The following is a 15,671-nucleotide window of genomic DNA, read 5'->3' on the forward strand; positions in this document are numbered from 1 at the left end:
AGCTGACGTCGCCTCGGAGCGGAAGCATTTGCATGCCTCTCTATCTTGCAGCGGCCCTCATACCCCATAGTCGCAAAGCTTGAAGATAGGCGGCGCCGGCGGCGGTCAAAGACCGCCCAGGCTGGAAAATTGGCCAAGAGATGCGCCAGCGCCCAGATTTTGATGCCGACCAGCATATGGGGTGGCGGAGCCAGCCGCGAATCTTGCCCGGCGCGGGATTCATGCAAGCCAATGCCACAAAAGAGAACCACATCTGCGAGAGGGCGATATGCCGCGTCCATGTCGGCGGGGCCCACACCGGGATCATCCCCTCCGCCCGAGGCTTGGGATTGCCGACGCAGCAAGGCCGGAGCGGTCCAGCGTAGCCTCACGACCAAGGCGCGAATTTCTTCCTGATGCGCGCAACCTCATCGTCTGCAGCGAATTCGCGCCGATCGGCGGCCTCGATCCCCTCGTTGATTTTATCGAGCTGCCAGGCATTGAGCGCGACATAATCCTCGATCGCGCGGGCGACGAGCCAGTTGCGGGAACGATCGGTTTTTTCCGCGAGGCGGTCGAGGGCCTCGATCATCGATTCGTCGAGGCGCACGGTGAAAGGTGCGGGCATGGGCGTCGCTTTTTGGCGCAAGAGGCGGTTTGGTCCGCTTGTAGTCTAGGCGAATTTAGAGGTTGGGGGGCAAACCCGTTTGCGGGCGGACTCGACAACGCGCCGGTTTTTCTCGCCGCCTCGGCCTGGGACCTGGAAAAATGAGCAGGACGAATGGCAAGATGTCGTCTTTTCCGACATCAAGGATTATCAGAAGGCGGCGGCGTGAAGATATGTCCGGCGAACGATCACGGGTGCTCCGATCAGCACCGGGTACGCTCAATCAGGCCCGTCCGCGTCTCGCGGAAGGCCGTGAGGCTATAAACGCCGAGAAAGACGAAACTCCCAAGATTAAGAACAAACATGCTTTTCCCCTGAGCTTTTTCCGCGCGGAGAAACGCGCCGTCGCTGGCCGGAGACAGCATAGCATGGGTTCATGAAGAAGTTTGTTGGGGGATGGGGCGGACGGCCCGCCATTCGAGCAAATGATGCGGACGCGTCTTCTGGGACGACGTTTGCTGACCGGCCAAGAATATATGATAATGTTTTTATCATATACGAAATGGAGGCTGGGGTGGGCCTGAAGGAAAGCGCCTGTCAGTGGGTGCTGCAAAACATGCCGTACGACCGCAGCGACGCTTCGCTGGTCATGTATCTGAATGGGCTCGACGCCCATGGTCTCCTCGTCGTCTATCACAACTGGATGAGCCGACGGGTGAAGCCGCAACCACGGATAGTTGCCAAGTCGATAGCCTTCCAACAAAATCCCTTGACCGCGCAGCGGGCGAATGATCTCGCGCAGATCATTGACGACATTGAACAAGGACGCGATCTCACGAAATACCTGAGCCGGGACATCGTACGCGCAGTTGTGCAAGTCCCAGGGCAGTCTCCTCGACGTGATCTCGATTTGATGCTCAACGACTGGGGCGTCCACCACCTCCATATCTCAACGCAAGTCGAAGCCGATGGATTCGTGCGCCGTGATGGGCCGCTTCTATTTGCGGCATTCAAGCCGCAAATAGCTTACGTGATCGACATCATGAAACACGGAGATTGGACTCGTGATCATGTTCTCGAAGTGCTCGCTAGCGAATGGCCGAATAAAGGCGTTATCCATGAAGTGAAGGGCGTGCTTGGCCTTAAAAACCCAATTACAGAGGAGCAGCGGGCGACGTTACGACGTAAACATTGCAATTCAGCTTTTGAATTTCGCGGCAAGGTGTTCATGCCGATCGGGTTCATGTCAGCTGCCGGAACGACGATGGCGGCAGGGCGCGGAGCGGATCAATTGCTCGATCGGCTCAATGTTTTCGAGCAGGAGTTTATTCGGAGTCCAGAGAGGTTAAGGGCTGATTTTGAGAGACACGGCTTGGCATTCCCCGATAAGCTAGAATTTGAATTCGCAATTAGAGAGGATGGATATGGGGTTATCGAAACGAAGACCCGCGCGTGGATCAACTTGACCGGCAATCAGCACGCATGATCCAACTCCTCGCCTTCACCGACCGACGCTCCTGCCCTCGCTGCCGCCGGCGAACGCGCCTCCTATCGCTTCTTTGAATTCTTCACCGCCAACATCCGCAACCCGAACACGCACCGTGCCTACGCCCGCGCCCCGCTCGATTTCTTTGATTGGTTTGAGGCCCGCGGCCTCTCCAGCCTATTCCTCACGCGGCCTTCTTCTTCGGCGCGATCAGCTTGCGGTTGATCAGCGTCTCGGCGATCTGGATCGCGTTCAGCGCCGCCCCTTTGCGCAGATTGTCGGCCACCACCCATAATACGAGGCCATTCTCGACCGTCGCGTCCTCGCGGATGCGGGAAATATAGGTCGCGTCCTCGCCCGCCGCCTCATGCGGCGTGATGTAGCCGCCGCGCTCGCGCTTATCGATCACCAAACAGCCGGGAGCCTCGCGCAGAATGTCGCGCGCCTCTTCCGCGCTGATCGGGTTCTCGAACTCTATATTGACCGCCTCGGAATGGCCGATGAAGACCGGCACGCGCACGCAGGTGGCGGTGAGCTTGATCTTGGGATCGAGAATCTTCTTCGTCTCCGCCATCATCTTCCACTCCTCCTTCGTGTAGCCGTCCTCCATGAAGACGTCGATCTCAGGGATCACGTTGAAGGCGATGCGCTTGGGAAAATGCTTGGTTTCGACCCCATCGGACACGAAGATCGCACGGGTCTGGGCAAAAAGCTCGTCCATCGCCTCCTTGCCGGCGCCCGACACCGACTGATAGGTCGACACCACGACACGCAAGATCTTGGCCTTGTCGTGCAGCGGCTTGAGGGCCACCACGAGCTGCGCCGTGGAGCAATTCGGATTGGCGATGATGTTTTTCTTGGCAAAGCCTGCAATCGCGTCGGCGTTGACCTCTGGCACGATCAGGGGCACCTCGCTGTCATAGCGCCAGGCCGACGAATTATCGATGACGACGCAGCCCTGCGCGCCGATCCGCGGCGACCATTCCTTGGAGACGGCCCCGCCCGCCGACATCAGGCAGATGTCGACGCCGCTGAAGTCGAAATTTTCAAGCGCTTTGCATTTCAAGGTCTTGTCGCCGAAGGAAACCTCCGTCCCGAGCGAGCGCGACGAAGCGACCGCCGCTATCTCATCGACCGGAAACCGGCGCTCGGCGAGAATATCGAGCATTTCGCGCCCAACATTGCCCGTCGCGCCGACGACGGCGACTTTGAAACCCATGTTTTTCTCCATTCGAGCGTGAATGCGCCTGCCGCAAGACCTCGTTGCTTAAGCCAATTGTCGGCCTGCCGCAACGAAATCGCCCGCGCTCTTGCGCCGCCCCCGCCGCCATCTTGGTAAAGGCGGCGTTGACGCTAATTTCAATCGGCGGTTGGGCAGTAACGTTTCGCACAATCTTCGGGCCGCACATTGGCGCGCATAAATATGCGCTTCCTTGGCGCGGCGGGAGGATGGATGCCGATGCGCCTTGCCTTTCAAGGCCGAAACTTTGCCGAGCGAACCAGCGCGGAGTCTCCCCTCGAGCCTGCCCGCCTCCCAATGTCGCGCTCGCGGCGCTCGCGGCGCCTGCTCCGGCGCCTCTGGATGGCCGCTCTCGCCGCCTCGAGTCTCTCAGGCGCATTGGCGCTCCTCAACGCGGCCCAAAACCCCGTTTCGCCTGGCGCGGGAGCGCCCGCGACCCCGCCGGCGCCTTCGCCCGCATGGATCGAAATCCCGCGCCCCGTGGAGCTGTTCCGGCTTGAAGCGCCTGAATTAGGCAAAGAAACCCGAAGTTACGAAGCACGGCGGCGGCGGACCGGCAGCGGCCGGCAGGACATTCTGGCCTTTGGCGGCGTCAACGGCTCCGGCCCCTTCCTGCGCCTGACGCTCTACCAACTCGGCGCCGAGCGCGCCCCCGATGCGGCCTTTTACGTCGACCTCGCCCGCCGCGCCGCCGAAATCGGCCGCGCAATCACCCGCGCGGCGCAGCCTACCGCCCTGCCAACGCGCTTCGGCGGCTTCGAGGCCGCGGACCTCACCTTAATGCGGAGCGATTCTTCCCAAACCGCCTGCCTTGGTTTCCGAAGCGCCAATGGAACCGGGAAACTGCGCATCACCGGCTTTGCCTGCAACGGCGCGGACGGATCCCTCCCATTGGCCACATCGAAACCGGCGCTGGCTTGCCTTCTCGACCGGATCGAACTCGCCCCCGCCGCCGAGAACGCTGAAGTCATCGCGCTCTTCGCCGCGCGGGAGTTGAACGGCGACACCGCTTGCGCCGAGCGGGCGCCCGAGCCGACGCCTCTGCGCGGCGGCCGCTTCGACGAGGCGCAGTTCGATGCGGCCCAAGGGGCCGCATTGGGCAAGAGCGCAAGAAAAATTCGTTAATTCGAAACCTCAATTCGGCTGAACCTAAATGCTGCACTTGCGTTGTAGCTGAGTTGCGGCAGAGATATCGCTTGGTTGCGGAAGCCCTAAGAGGCGCATAATAAGGCAATGTCGCCTCAATGCATTCGTTCAAGCGGTCCTCGCCGCTGACGCAAGCCGCCGCCTGTTCAGGACGGCGCGCGCCCACAAATGGAGCTGCCTGTGTTTTCTCGACTACTGTTTGCGGTTGCCCGGCGCCTGCCGTTCAAAATCGAAAAGCTCTATGTTCCCGCCATGGGACAGGTGATCAACCGCCCTGGCGATTCCAGCTCCGTATTTGGCGAGATTTTCGTCAGCCAGATATATCAGCCCATCGCGCCGCTGCCCCATGGAGCGACCGCCGTCGACCTCGGAAGCAATGTTGGCTATTTCACTATCTTTATAAATCAGCGGATCAAAGACGGAAAAATATTTGTATTCGAAGCCAGCCCTAAAGCATTCGCTCATCTCGAAAACAACATCTCCCGCATTTCGCGGAAAAATGGCAATACGATAGATATCCATAATGTCGCTATTTGCGATTATTCCGGCGAAATCGACTTCATGGTCGACAATACCCATGATTCCAATGTCGCCGCGGCCGCCTACCGCGACATTTCAACCTTCCAAGACGCCGATCATTTCGTCTCGATCCGGATCCCCTGCGAAACGATCGGTCACTATGTTAAAGGCCGCATAGACTTTCTCAAATGCGATATTGAAGGCGCGGAATATGGCGTCCTTACAGATGAACTGCTCAATCCCGCCAAAGTAGGACAATTTGTCGTCGAATTCCATGACATCGATGAGCATAGGAGCGAATTCGATCACATCATTGAGACATCTCTCAATCGTGGATACGCGATCTACGACAAGAAAAACGAGCCGGTCATCTCTTTCGACGACTTGCATCGGGTCCGGAAAGAGTTGGGACTCCACAGCACTATATTGAAGTTTTGTGCGAAGTCCCTGCTGAATTAAGCATCTAGAGCATGCTTCGACCCTTGGAATCTGAGCGATTCCTTCCCGATCAGATCATTCCATATGCTCGGGAAGCGCTCATGATTGATGTCCATTTGCCGTGCGCCGACAGGGGCTGGGAGGGCGGAGCGGATGCCCCAGCAGGCGCGCCGCTTCGCCCGTTTTTTGGAGCCGGCTTTCGGCGAAGAACAAAGAAAAGCCGCTAATGCGCAATTTCCCCGGATTCCGATCGAACTAAAACGTTGCTCTTGCGTTATAGCTAAAATGGCACGGGGTTTTTGAAAATGTATCGCAAGACGACTTCGCTCATCGCAGCCGCCGCCGTCGCAGCTGCGATGACCACCGCCGCAGCGGCGCAAACCAAGCCGCTTCGCCATCACCAGAATCGGCAGGCGGTGGCGGCCCGTTATAATGACGAACGTCCGCCGCTGACTGTCAGCAAGCGCAGCTGGCTTGATCCCGGCCCGGTCGTTCCGGTGGGCAGCATGTCAAATTATGTCACCGCCAGCACGGTCTTCAACCGCACCCCCGATCAGGTCAACCAGCGATCGTTGTATGGCAATGAGCTGCTGCCAAGGCCCCTCGAAATTCCGGTTCGCTCGCAGCCCCTCATCGAGTTCGAGACGCCAGCCTACCCCTATTGATTTCGCGCTTTGCGAAAGCAGGGTCTGACGCTCCGAGCTTCGGCGCGCCAGACTAAAAGACAAGACCAAGAAAATAATAAGGCGGCTAGACGCAAAACTCTTTTCCGGGAGCTGTCTATCTTATAGCCGCCTTCACCTTAGCGAGGCTTGCAGTTCCGCGAGAATCGCATCGCCCATCTCTATCGTCGAAATGGTCTCCTGCGCATCGCCCTTGATATCGGCGGTGCGCAGGCCTTTTTCGAGCACACCGGAAATGGCCCTATCGATCCGGTCGGCGACTTCGCCGAGATTGAACGAATAGCGCAACGCCATGCCGAGCGAACTGATCATCGCGATCGGGTTGGCGAGCCCCTTGCCCGCGATGTCCGGTGCCGAGCCATGCACTGGCTCATAGAGCGCTTTGCGCGTTTCGCTCCGCGCATTTTTTTCGCCGAGCGAAGCCGAAGGCAACATGCCTAGCGAGCCGGTGAGCATCGCGGCCACATCCGAGAGCATATCGCCAAAAAGATTATCGGTGACGATCACGTCGAATTGCTTCGGCCGGCGGACGAGCTGCATGCCGAGAGAGTCGGCAAGCTGATGCTCCAGGAGGACATCGGGATATTCGCGCGCATGCAAAGCGGTGATGACCTCGTTCCAGAGCACCCCGGACTTCATCACATTGCGCTTTTCAGATGAGGTGACCTTATTGCGCCGCTTGCGCGCGAGTTCGAAGGCGACGCGCCCGATCCGCTCGATTTCATAGGTGTCATAGACCTGCGTATCGATGCCTCGCTTCTGCCCATTGCCAAGATCGATGATCTGTTTCGGCTCGCCGAAATAGACCCCGCCGGTCAATTCGCGAACGATCATGAGATCAAGCCCGTCGACGAGTTCGCGCTTCAGCGACGAGGCGTCGGCGAGCGCCGGATAGCAGATCGCCGGACGCAAATTGGCGAAAAGCTGCAGATCCTTGCGCAACCGCAAAAGCCCCGCTTCGGGCCGCAGCTCATAGGGCACGCCGTCCCATTTCGGACCGCCGACAGCCGCCAGCAACACCGCGTCGGCCGCCTCGGCGCGCTCCATGTCGGCGTCGCTGATCGCTTGTCCGTGCACGTCATAAGCCGCGCCGCCGACGAGGCCTTTTTCGATTTCGAATTGGACGATTCCCTCCCGCGTCAACCAGGTCGCGATTTTCTCGACCTCGGCCGTGATTTCGGGACCTATGCCATCGCCGGGCAGGACAAACAATTTATAGACGGCCATTGATGCGCCTTGTTCCTTGGTTCTTTTTCGAACGCCACCAATCACATCATGGACATGCTGGCAAGATTCTCATGCTGGGGGAAAGCAGACCGGCGCCTTGACGGGCCGCCGCCACGTGCGCGACGACACTGCAAGGCCCGAGGGCAAAGCTAAACTCTCCTCATCTTAAAGGGGGGAGTTTTTTCTATGCTGGGCAATCGGATTTTTAAGGCGGCGTCGGCAGTTTTTTTGATGCTGTCAGGTGCGACGATGGCTGCCATCCCGGCGGCCGCGGCGATGCAATATCCTTATGGGCTGGGAGTCGATCAGAATACCGGCGCGCTTTATGTCGCCGATCCGTCAAGCGGGGTTTTCGTCTTCAACCCCGTGTCCAGCGCGCTTTCATCTTTTGTGGCGGCGCCCAATGCGTTTTCGATCGCGGTGGACAATAACGGGCTCATCTATGCTGGCATTGTCGGCGCCGATGGCCACATCAATGTCTACGACGCCAACCACAAAGCCATCAACTCACTGCCCGTTCCGCCTGGCGACAGCCCGATAACGATGGTGCTCGACGCTGATAATATTCTTTATCAGTCAAACGGGCATAGCGCCACACCCGTTCCAGGCGGTCAAAGCAGTACGGAAATAAACGCCTACAACAACGATCTTACGCTCCCATACAACAATGCAAATTTCGTCGCTATGTTTCCAGCATATAGAAAGCTGCAAACCTATACGGATTTGGCGCCTGGAACAAAATATGCGCTGGCCTATGACAATGGCCGAGTTTTCGTTGTGGCGAAAAGGGACGGAGCTTTTATCTATAACGTATATGAAGCACCAAACCTTCTCTCCGGGCAAGCAGTGGACATATTCAACCGCACATTCACAGCGGCCAACTCCCTAAGTCCTGACTACGGAGCGGCAGTGGTGACCAACCACAATATCAATGTGATAGGCTCGGCCTTCGCGACGGCGGCGGACGCCAACCACAACATCTTCTACACCGACCCCGACGGAAGGAACATCACCGTCGCGGCGAAGGGCCGCGCCGCGAAGGCATTGCTGACCAATCTTCCGTCATCGCCCTACGGGATTGCTTTCGATAAATCACGGGCAAGACTCTATGTGTCATTCCCAAGCGAACATCTCATCCGCGCCTATAAGGTCACCTACGCCACGCAAAACGGCGTCAGCGTCCCAGCCATTTCGTCAACGCCGCTCGGGATTATCCAGCAACGCTAGAGCTGGTGATTTCAGACAAAATCGCGCGCTTCCCTCCAGAGTCTGAATCCGCCTCTCATCAAAGCATTAGAGCGTGAAAATGGCTTGCAGATCCCTTCTGCAAGCCATTTTGCTCTTTACAGTGAGCGCTCAGGCGACCGCGAGCTGGCGCAAGACATAAGGCAAAATGCCGCCATTGTTGAAATAATCGAGTTCGTCGAGCGTCGCGATGCGGCAGAGCAGCGGGACCTTTTTCACCTTGCCGTCGGCGTAGCGGATCTCCGCCTCCATCTTCTGACGCGGCTGCAAAGTGCTGCCGAGGCCATGAATGGTCACCTCTTCATTGCCCTTGAGCTTCAGCTTTTCCCAGCTCGCGCCGGCCTCGAAGGTGAGCGGCAGGACGCCCATGCCGACGAGATTCGACCGGTGAATGCGCTCGAAGGATTCGGCGATCACCGCGCGCACGCCCAAGAGCCGAGTTCCTTTCGCCGCCCAGTCGCGTGAGGATCCGTTGCCATATTCGGCGCCAGCGAACACGACGAGCGGCACGGATTCGGCCTGATATTTCATCGCCGCGTCGAAAATGGACATTTCCTCGCCGTCCGGCCAATGCCTGGTGAACCCGCCTTCGGGCACGGCCCCGTCATCCTTCCTCAGGATAAAATTCTTGATCCTGATATTGGCGAAAGTCCCGCGCATCATGATTTCATGATTGCCGCGGCGGGTGCCATATTGGTTGAAATTCGCCTGCGAAACCTGGCGTTCGAGGAGATAATTTCCGGCCGGAGAAGCCGCCTTGATCGAGCCTGCGGGCGAGATATGGTCGGTCGTGATCTTATCGCCGAAAAGCGCCAAAATGCGCGCATTCTCGATTTCCTTGACCGGCTCCGGCTCCAATGTCAGCCCCTCGAAATAGGGCGGATTTTGCACATAGGTCGAGCCAATGTCCCAATTATAGGTTTCGCCCACCGGCGCCTTCACCTTGCGCCAATTCACATCGCCGTTGAATACATCGGCATAGCGCGCCTTGAAGACTTTCTTGGTCACGAATTCGTCGATGTAGGCGGCAATCTCTTCGTCGTCCGGCCAGATGTCCCTCAGGTAGACGGGATTGCCTTTTTTATCATGCGCAAGAGGCTCGGCGTCGAGATCCTTGGCGACCGTCCCGGCGAGCGCATGGGCGACGACGAGCGGCGGCGAGGCGAGGTAATTCGCCTGGACATCGGGGCTGATGCGGCCCTCGAAATTGCGATTGCCCGAGAGAACGGCGGCGGCGACAATGCCATTGTCGTTGATCGACTTGGAAATTTCCGGCTCCAGCGGACCAGAGTTGCCGATGCAGGTCGTGCAGCCGAAGCCAACGAGATTGAAGCCGAGCTTGTCGAGCGATTTCTGCAACCCTGACGCAGAGAGATATTCGGCGACGACCTGGCTTCCTGGCGCAAGCGAGGTCTTGACCCAGGGCTTCACGCCGATTCCCTTTTCGACCGCGTTTCGGGCAAGGAGGCCGGCGCCGATCAGCACGCTCGGGTTCGAGGTATTGGTGCAGGAGGTGATCGCCGCGATCACCACGTCGCCATGGCCGAGATCGAAATTCTTGCCCTCGACCTTATAGCGCTTGTCGGCCTCTCCGCCCTTATTGTACTCGCTCGCGAGCGCGGTCTTGAAGCTGGCCCCGACCGATTCCAGCGCGATGCGCCCTTCCGGACGCTTCGGGCCGGCCATCGACGGAGCGACCGAAGCAAGATCGAGTTCGAGCGTCTCGGTGAAGACCGGATCCTTTGTCGCCCTGGTCCGAAACAGGCCTTGCGCCTTGGCGTAGGCCTCGACGAGAGCGACCCGCGCCGGCATGCGCGCGGATGTCGCAAGATAGGCGAGGGTCTCGGAATCGACCGGGAAGAAGCCGCAGGTCGCGCCATATTCGGGCGCCATATTGGCGATGGTCGCGCGATCGGCAAGCGAAAGATTGTTGAGTCCCGGCCCGAAAAATTCGACGAATTTGCCGACGACGCCCTTCTTGCGCAAGAGCTGCGTCACCGTGAGAACGAGATCGGTCGCGGTGACTCCGGCGGCGAGCGCGCCGGTGAACTTGAACCCGATCACCTCCGGCAGGAGCATCGAGAGCGGCTGGCCAAGCATGCAGGCCTCCGCCTCAATGCCGCCAACGCCCCAGCCCAGCACCGAGAGTCCATTGACCATGGTCGTATGCGAATCGGTGCCGACCAGCGAATCTGGATAGGCGACTTCGACCGTCTCCGCCTTGCCGCGAGCGGGAGTGAATTTCTCCTTCCGCGTCCAGACCGTCTGGGCGAGATATTCCAGATTGACCTGGTGGCAAATGCCGGTGCCTGGCGGCACGACGCGGAAATTGTCGAACGATCCCTGGCCCCATTTCAAGAAGCGATAGCGCTCGCCATTGCGGCCATATTCAAGATCGACGTTGGTCTTGAAGGCTTTGTTGGTGCCATAGGCGTCGACGATCACGGAATGATCGATGACGAGATCGACCGGCACGAGCGGGTTGATCTTTTGCGGATCGCCGCCAAGGCTGGTCATCGCATCGCGCATCGCCGCCAAATCGACCACGGCGGGCACGCCGGTGAAATCCTGCATCAAAACCCGGGCCGGGCGGAACGCGATCTCACGTTCGGCCTTTCCTTTATTGGTCAGCCATGCGGCGACCGCCCCGATATCTTCCTTGGTGACCGAGCGGCCGTCCTCGAAGCGAAGCAGATTCTCGAGCAGCACCTTCATCGAAAACGGCAGTTGCGAGATGCCCGCAAGGCCGTTCTTTTCTGCGCTCTTCAGCGAAAAATAATGATAGGTCTTGCGGCCCACGGTGAGCTTCTTGCGGCATTTGAAACTATCAAGCGCGGCCATCGCGGCTGTCCCCGGAAAAGGTCGGAAAATGAAAAGATGTTCGGCTTATAAATAATTTCTACGCCGAGAGCTACACGGATGATAGACAAAGTCTTCACTCATTCATTGACCCGCCCCAGCCCTGGTTATCGCTCATGCGCCTTAGCGCCTCGCGCCTCTCTGTCGAACGCGGCGGCCGGATCGTCTTCGCCGATCTTTCCTTCGCCATCGAGTCAGGCGAGAGCCTGGTCGTCACTGGGCGCAACGGCGCTGGAAAATCGACCTTGCTGCGCGCGCTGGCGGGGCTTCTTCCGCTCGCCGCAGGCGAGATATCCTGCGCGCCGGCGGGCGAGGAGACGGTCCCCGAAATGGCCCATTACCTCGGCCATGCCGACGCGCTGAAAGGCGCTCTCACCGTCACTGAGAATTTGGATTTTTTCGCCGCCATCCTTGGCTCCGGACGCGGCGGACTCCCGGCGCAGGAGGCCCTTGCTGCGTTCGGCCTCGCTCATGTGGCGGCGCTTCCGGCAGCCTATCTCTCGGCCGGCCAGAAGCGTCGGGCGGCGCTCGCCAAGCTCCTCGTCGCGAGCCGGCCGGTCTGGCTTCTCGACGAACCTTCCACCGCGCTCGACGCTGATTCGCAGATCGTCATGGCAAAGATCATGGCGGCGCATCTGGCCGGCGGCGGAATGATCGTCGCCGCGACCCATATCCGGCTCGATCTTGCCGGGCGCGAACTGCGGCTGGGACGAGCATGAAACAGACGACGCACGCGAAAAGCAAGTCCGCCGGCGCCTCTCCGCTCCATGCGCTCTTTACCCGCGAATTGCGGATCGGCCACCGGATCGGCGGCGGCGCCAGTCTCGGCGTGGTTTTCTTCCTGATCCTCGTCACGCTGACGCCTTTCGCGGTCGGCCCCGACCTCGCCCTTCTCGCCCGGATCGCTCCGGCGATGCTTTGGATCTCCGGCCTTCTTGCGACCCTGCTCGGACTCGACCGCCTGTTCCAGGCCGATCACGAGGATGGTTCGCTCGACCTTCTCTTGACGAGCGCGGCGCCGCTGGAATTGATCGTCCTGACCAAATGCGCCGCGCATTGGATCTTGACCGGCCTGCCGCTGGTGATCGCCGCGCCCTTCTTCGGCCTCATGCTGGCGCTGCCCGCGAATCAGCTCTGGAGCGTGACCCTTTCGCTGCTCGCCGGCACGCCCGCCTTGACCTTGATCGGGGCGATCGGCGCAGCGCTGACCGTCAGCTTGCGGCGCGGCGGACTCTTGCTGGCGATTTTGATTCTGCCGCTCTGCGTGCCGGTCCTGATCTTCGGCGTCGCGGCGGCGGGGGCGGCGCCCGGCGCGATGATTCCTTTCGCGACGCCGTTCCTGATTCTTTGCGCCCTGACTTTGATGGCTCTCGCCGGCGCTCCGATCGCCGCAGCAGCGGCGCTGCGGCACATGAGCGAATGACGACGTCCAACGCATTTTAGCGACCAGTCACATCAGCCCTTAAGTCCGCAATTCTATAGCCTCTCAAGCGCCGTCAATTGGTCGGGACGCATTGGCGGGCGTCACCTGCAACGCACAAGCGGCGCAATTTACAAATATTCTGAATACATTTATCAATTGATACAGGTCATCGGCGAAGCTACGGGCTATCGAGGCGTTCATGAGACAGTTTTGGGTTCCCCTATTCGCGACTGCGTTGAGCCTCATCTCTGGCGTCGCGATCGCGGAGACCGCGCCAGCGCCCGCCGCCGCTGCGCCCGAGGCGGCCCATCCCGCCATCGAGCCGGCCGCTCTTACTCTCCTGAAGGCTGCGAGCGAAAAGCTCGCCGCGGCGAAAACCATCTCCTTCCACGCCCTTGGCGCCTTCGACGTGCCGGCCCGTAATGGGCAGCCATTGTTCTATTACACCCGCTCGGAAGTGCTGCTCGCCCGGCCGAACAAACTCCGCGTCATCGTTCCAGGGGATGGCCCCCCTTCCGAGTTCTATTTCGACGGCGAGGCGGTTGCCGTCTTGACCCCGAAGGAGGATCTGATCGCGCTCGCCAATGTTCCCGGCACGCTCGATGAGATGCTCGAAAAGATCTACAAGAAGGCAGGCATCTATTTTCCGTTTGTCGATATTCTTGTGTCCGATCCCTATAAGGCGTTGACCACGGGACTGACCAACGCTTTCGTGATCGGGAAGTCGTCGCTTGTCGGCGGCGTGACCACCGACGTCCTGTCGATTTCCGACAAGAACGTCCACCTGCAAATCTGGATCGGCGAGAAAGACAAGCTCCCGCGCCTCATCTGGGCGACCGCCGCCGACGGGAGCGAAAAGCCGCGCCATATGGTTGAGTTCTCAAATTGGAAGCTCAACGGCGATGCAGCCAAGGAGTCCTTCGCCCCGAAGAAGACCGCGAAGACAAAGCAAATTCCTTTTGGCCGCCCGGACGAGGCCAAGGCCGAGACGAAGCCCTGAGCCCGCCGCATTCCATCGCAGGGCCTTTGGCCTCGGATTATTGTCATGTTCGACATTGAGGGTTTCAACATGAACCGCAACTTGCTCATGGGCGCCGCCATTTTGACCCTGGCGCTGGGCGCCGGCGCGCCCCAAACCGCCGACGCCTTCCGCGGCGGCGGTTTCGGCGGCGGCGGCGGCTTTCACGCCGGAGGGCTTGGCGGCGGAGATTTTCATGCCGGCGGATTTGGCGGCGGAGCCTTTCATGGTGATGCTGGCGGCGCCTGGCACGCCGGCGGCGTGGACGGCGCCTATCACGCCGGCGGCGTCACGGCCGGGGGAACGGCTTGGCATGCCGGCGGCGTCGCTGGCGATGGCTGGCACGGAACCGCTGTCAATGATGGAAACGTCTATCACGGCGGAACATGGCACGGCGACGGCTGGCACGCCGGCGGCTATTATGGCGGCGGCTACCACGGCCCAACCGTGGTCAACAGCTATTATGGCGGCGGCTGCTGGGGTTGCGGCGCCGCGGCTGCCGGCGTCGCGGCGGCGGCGACGGCCATCGCGATCGGCAGCTTGGTCGCGACGGTTCCGGCGGGCTGCCCATACCAATATGCCGGAGGCGTCAATTATTACGTCTGCGGCGGAACCTGGTATCAACCCTACTACGGCGCCAATGGGCTCTACTATCGCGTCGTCCCGCCCATGTAACTCAACGCTCTGCGCCCGCCCCCTTTGGGTCGAAGCAATTCCTTTTCGATTATATGCTCTTATCTGACTAGGATGGGACCAAAGCCGAGCAATGCGGTTCGGGCGGCGATCAAGCGTCGCATTTGCTTTTGGCCCTCCTCGGGGCTAGATGAAACGCATGCGCAATTACGCCAATCCGACCAATTTTCTGCAGCTCGCCGGAGCGCTCATTCCGCTTTTGGCGGCCCTCACCGGGGCGCTTCTGTGCCTCGGACTCTCTCTCGCCTGGTTCGTCGCGCCGCCTGACTATCAGCAGGGCGAGACGGTCAGGATCATGTATCTGCATGTGCCCGCCGCCTGGCTTTCCCTGTTCGCCTATATCGTCATGACCGCGGCGGCGCTGGGCACGCTGGTCTGGCGCCATCCGCTCGCCGACGCGGCGCAAAAGGCGGCGGCGCCCCTTGGCGCCGGTTTCACCTTTCTCTGCCTCGCGACCGGCTCGCTATGGGGCAAGCCAATGTGGGGCGCCTGGTGGGTCTGGGACGCCCGGCTGACTTCTGTCCTGGTTCTTTTCTTGATCTATCTCGGCCTTATCGCGCTGTGGCGGACGATCGAGGACCCGGGCAAGGCGGCGCGCGCCGCGGCGATTTTCACCCTTGTCGGCGCGGTGAACATTCCAATCATCAAATTTTCGGTCGACTGGTGGAACACGCTGCATCAGCCGGCCTCGGTTTTCCGGCTGGGCGGTCCGGCGATTTCCGGCTCGATGCTTTGGCCGCTCGTCGTGATGGCGAGCGCATTCACATTGCTCTTTCTGACGCTGCATCTCATGGCGATCCGCAACGAAATCCTCCGCCGCCGGCTGCGCCGCCTCTCGATCCTCGCGGCCGACGCAGAGGAATCCGGCATAACGCGCGCCGGGTCGTCAATGGAAGCGGCCTATGAGCAATGATCCGCATTTCGGCTTCGTCATCGCCGCCTATGGATTGGGTTTTTTCATCCTGGGCGGAATGACTTTCACAATCCTCCGCGAATACCTGAGCCTGAAGCGGATGCTCTCGGAATTCGCCGCGCGCCCGTCGGCCGAGGGCTCGGAGGACAGTAAATTTCCGGGCAAAAGCTTGCCGAAAAATAGTTTCGAATGAGC

At 60.0% G+C, this 15,671-nt stretch carries 16 protein-coding genes; 11 read left to right on the forward strand and 5 right to left on the reverse strand.

The genetic code is table 11. The features are described 5' to 3' along the window. Nucleotides 1-40: 40 nt before the first annotated feature. Together DL86_RS20755 and DL86_RS15620 are read right to left on the reverse strand one after the other, a co-directional pair. Nucleotides 41-307: an NnrU family protein gene (locus DL86_RS20755; RefSeq protein WP_342585875.1), complete on the reverse strand. Its 267-nt coding sequence runs from the start codon at nucleotides 305-307 to the stop codon at nucleotides 41-43. Between the two features lie 60 nt (nucleotides 308-367). After that, the gene (locus DL86_RS15620) at nucleotides 368-607 is read right to left on the reverse strand and encodes a CopG family ribbon-helix-helix protein (protein WP_036263905.1); all 240 of its coding nucleotides are present in this window, start codon (nucleotides 605-607) and stop codon (nucleotides 368-370) included. Nucleotides 608-1,022: 415 nt separating this feature from the next. Between DL86_RS15620 and DL86_RS15625 the strand changes: the two genes are divergently transcribed. Next, nucleotides 1,023-2,072, forward strand: coding sequence for a hypothetical protein (locus DL86_RS15625; protein WP_156964707.1), 1,050 nt, complete (start codon nucleotides 1,023-1,025; stop codon nucleotides 2,070-2,072). Between the two features lie 184 nt (nucleotides 2,073-2,256). Here the strand turns inward: DL86_RS15625 and DL86_RS15630 are convergent, their stop codons facing one another. Continuing rightward, entirely contained in the window at nucleotides 2,257-3,291 is a 1,035-nt protein-coding gene (locus DL86_RS15630) for an aspartate-semialdehyde dehydrogenase (protein ID WP_036263907.1), read from the reverse strand. Nucleotides 3,292-3,654: 363 nt separating this feature from the next. Here DL86_RS15630 and DL86_RS15635 point away from each other — a divergent pair, with 363 nt between their 5' ends. From DL86_RS15635 to DL86_RS15650, 3 genes are all read left to right on the forward strand, one after another. Beyond that, nucleotides 3,655-4,437, forward strand: a complete 783-nt coding sequence (locus tag DL86_RS15635; RefSeq protein WP_156964708.1) for a hypothetical protein — start codon at nucleotides 3,655-3,657, stop codon at nucleotides 4,435-4,437. A gap of 189 nt (nucleotides 4,438-4,626) precedes the next feature. After that, a complete protein-coding gene (locus DL86_RS15640; RefSeq protein WP_036263403.1) occupies nucleotides 4,627-5,436 on the forward strand; it encodes an FkbM family methyltransferase in 810 nt (269 codons plus the stop codon). A 284-nt stretch (nucleotides 5,437-5,720) separates the two neighbouring features. Further along, entirely contained in the window at nucleotides 5,721-6,080 is a 360-nt protein-coding gene (locus DL86_RS15650) for a hypothetical protein (RefSeq protein ID WP_036263408.1), read from the forward strand. A 132-nt stretch (nucleotides 6,081-6,212) separates the two neighbouring features. Here the strand turns inward: DL86_RS15650 and leuB are convergent, their stop codons facing one another. Then, on the reverse strand, nucleotides 6,213-7,325 hold the full coding sequence (leuB, locus tag DL86_RS15655; RefSeq protein WP_036263410.1) for a 3-isopropylmalate dehydrogenase: 1,113 nt from the start codon (nucleotides 7,323-7,325) through the stop codon (nucleotides 6,213-6,215). 186 nt (nucleotides 7,326-7,511) lie between these two features. Between leuB and DL86_RS15660 the strand changes: the two genes are divergently transcribed. Then, nucleotides 7,512-8,552: an NHL repeat-containing protein gene (locus DL86_RS15660; protein ID WP_036263412.1), complete on the forward strand. Its 1,041-nt coding sequence runs from the start codon at nucleotides 7,512-7,514 to the stop codon at nucleotides 8,550-8,552. Between the two features lie 129 nt (nucleotides 8,553-8,681). On the opposite strand, the gene acnA is transcribed toward DL86_RS15660, so the two are convergent. Further along, the gene (gene acnA, locus DL86_RS15665) at nucleotides 8,682-11,411 is read right to left on the reverse strand and encodes an aconitate hydratase AcnA (RefSeq protein WP_036263414.1); all 2,730 of its coding nucleotides are present in this window, start codon (nucleotides 11,409-11,411) and stop codon (nucleotides 8,682-8,684) included. Nucleotides 11,412-11,545: 134 nt separating this feature from the next. Here acnA and ccmA point away from each other — a divergent pair, with 134 nt between their 5' ends. The 6 genes from ccmA (at nucleotide 11,546) to DL86_RS15695 (ending at nucleotide 15,669) form a co-directional block, all read left to right on the forward strand. After that, nucleotides 11,546-12,148 carry a heme ABC exporter ATP-binding protein CcmA gene (gene ccmA / locus DL86_RS15670; protein ID WP_036263416.1) on the forward strand — a complete coding sequence of 201 codons (603 nt, stop codon included), beginning with the start codon at nucleotides 11,546-11,548 and terminating at the stop codon, nucleotides 12,146-12,148. Continuing rightward, nucleotides 12,145-12,852, forward strand: coding sequence for a heme exporter protein CcmB (ccmB, locus tag DL86_RS15675; protein ID WP_036263418.1), 708 nt, complete (start codon nucleotides 12,145-12,147; stop codon nucleotides 12,850-12,852). Before ccmA ends, ccmB begins: the two co-directional genes overlap by 4 nt. Nucleotides 12,853-13,051: 199 nt before the next feature. Beyond that, a complete protein-coding gene (locus DL86_RS15680; RefSeq protein ID WP_036263420.1) occupies nucleotides 13,052-13,852 on the forward strand; it encodes a DUF2092 domain-containing protein in 801 nt (266 codons plus the stop codon). A gap of 45 nt (nucleotides 13,853-13,897) precedes the next feature. Beyond that, on the forward strand, nucleotides 13,898-14,545 hold the full coding sequence (locus DL86_RS15685) for a hypothetical protein (RefSeq protein ID WP_051953574.1): 648 nt from the start codon (nucleotides 13,898-13,900) through the stop codon (nucleotides 14,543-14,545). Between the two features lie 157 nt (nucleotides 14,546-14,702). Continuing rightward, entirely contained in the window at nucleotides 14,703-15,476 is a 774-nt protein-coding gene (locus DL86_RS15690) for a heme ABC transporter permease (protein ID WP_425348939.1), read from the forward strand. Further along, the gene (locus DL86_RS15695) at nucleotides 15,466-15,669 is read left to right on the forward strand and encodes a heme exporter protein CcmD (RefSeq protein WP_036263424.1); all 204 of its coding nucleotides are present in this window, start codon (nucleotides 15,466-15,468) and stop codon (nucleotides 15,667-15,669) included. The genes DL86_RS15690 and DL86_RS15695 overlap by 11 nt, the downstream gene beginning before the upstream one ends. Nucleotides 15,670-15,671: the final 2 nt, after the last annotated feature.

Source organism: Methylocapsa aurea (assembly GCF_000746085.1).
Classification (GTDB): domain Bacteria; phylum Pseudomonadota; class Alphaproteobacteria; order Rhizobiales; family Beijerinckiaceae; genus Methylocapsa; species Methylocapsa aurea.

Excerpts from the sequence above, each read along its gene's own strand:
- DL86_RS15625 (WP_156964707.1), top strand. The coding sequence starts at position 1,023 with ATGAAGAAGTTTGTTGGGGGATGGGGCGGACGGCCCGCCATTCGAGCA.
- DL86_RS20755 (WP_342585875.1), bottom strand. The coding sequence starts at position 307 with ATGATCCCGGTGTGGGCCCCGCCGACATGGACGCGGCATATCGCCCTC.
- DL86_RS15650 (WP_036263408.1), top strand. The coding sequence starts at position 5,721 with ATGTATCGCAAGACGACTTCGCTCATCGCAGCCGCCGCCGTCGCAGCT.
- ccmA (WP_036263416.1), top strand. The coding sequence starts at position 11,546 with ATGCGCCTTAGCGCCTCGCGCCTCTCTGTCGAACGCGGCGGCCGGATC.
- DL86_RS15680 (WP_036263420.1), top strand. The coding sequence starts at position 13,052 with ATGAGACAGTTTTGGGTTCCCCTATTCGCGACTGCGTTGAGCCTCATC.
- ccmB (WP_036263418.1), top strand. The coding sequence starts at position 12,145 with ATGAAACAGACGACGCACGCGAAAAGCAAGTCCGCCGGCGCCTCTCCG.
- DL86_RS15685 (WP_051953574.1), top strand. The coding sequence starts at position 13,898 with ATGTTCGACATTGAGGGTTTCAACATGAACCGCAACTTGCTCATGGGC.
- DL86_RS15695 (WP_036263424.1), top strand. The coding sequence starts at position 15,466 with ATGAGCAATGATCCGCATTTCGGCTTCGTCATCGCCGCCTATGGATTG.
- DL86_RS15640 (WP_036263403.1), top strand. The coding sequence starts at position 4,627 with ATGGAGCTGCCTGTGTTTTCTCGACTACTGTTTGCGGTTGCCCGGCGC.
- DL86_RS15660 (WP_036263412.1), top strand. The coding sequence starts at position 7,512 with ATGCTGGGCAATCGGATTTTTAAGGCGGCGTCGGCAGTTTTTTTGATG.
- DL86_RS15630 (WP_036263907.1), bottom strand. The coding sequence starts at position 3,291 with ATGGGTTTCAAAGTCGCCGTCGTCGGCGCGACGGGCAATGTTGGGCGC.
- DL86_RS15620 (WP_036263905.1), bottom strand. The coding sequence starts at position 607 with ATGCCCGCACCTTTCACCGTGCGCCTCGACGAATCGATGATCGAGGCC.
- DL86_RS15635 (WP_156964708.1), top strand. The coding sequence starts at position 3,655 with ATGGCCGCTCTCGCCGCCTCGAGTCTCTCAGGCGCATTGGCGCTCCTC.
- leuB (WP_036263410.1), bottom strand. The coding sequence starts at position 7,325 with ATGGCCGTCTATAAATTGTTTGTCCTGCCCGGCGATGGCATAGGTCCC.
- acnA (WP_036263414.1), bottom strand. The coding sequence starts at position 11,411 with ATGGCCGCGCTTGATAGTTTCAAATGCCGCAAGAAGCTCACCGTGGGC.
- DL86_RS15690 (WP_425348939.1), top strand. The coding sequence starts at position 14,703 with ATGCGCAATTACGCCAATCCGACCAATTTTCTGCAGCTCGCCGGAGCG.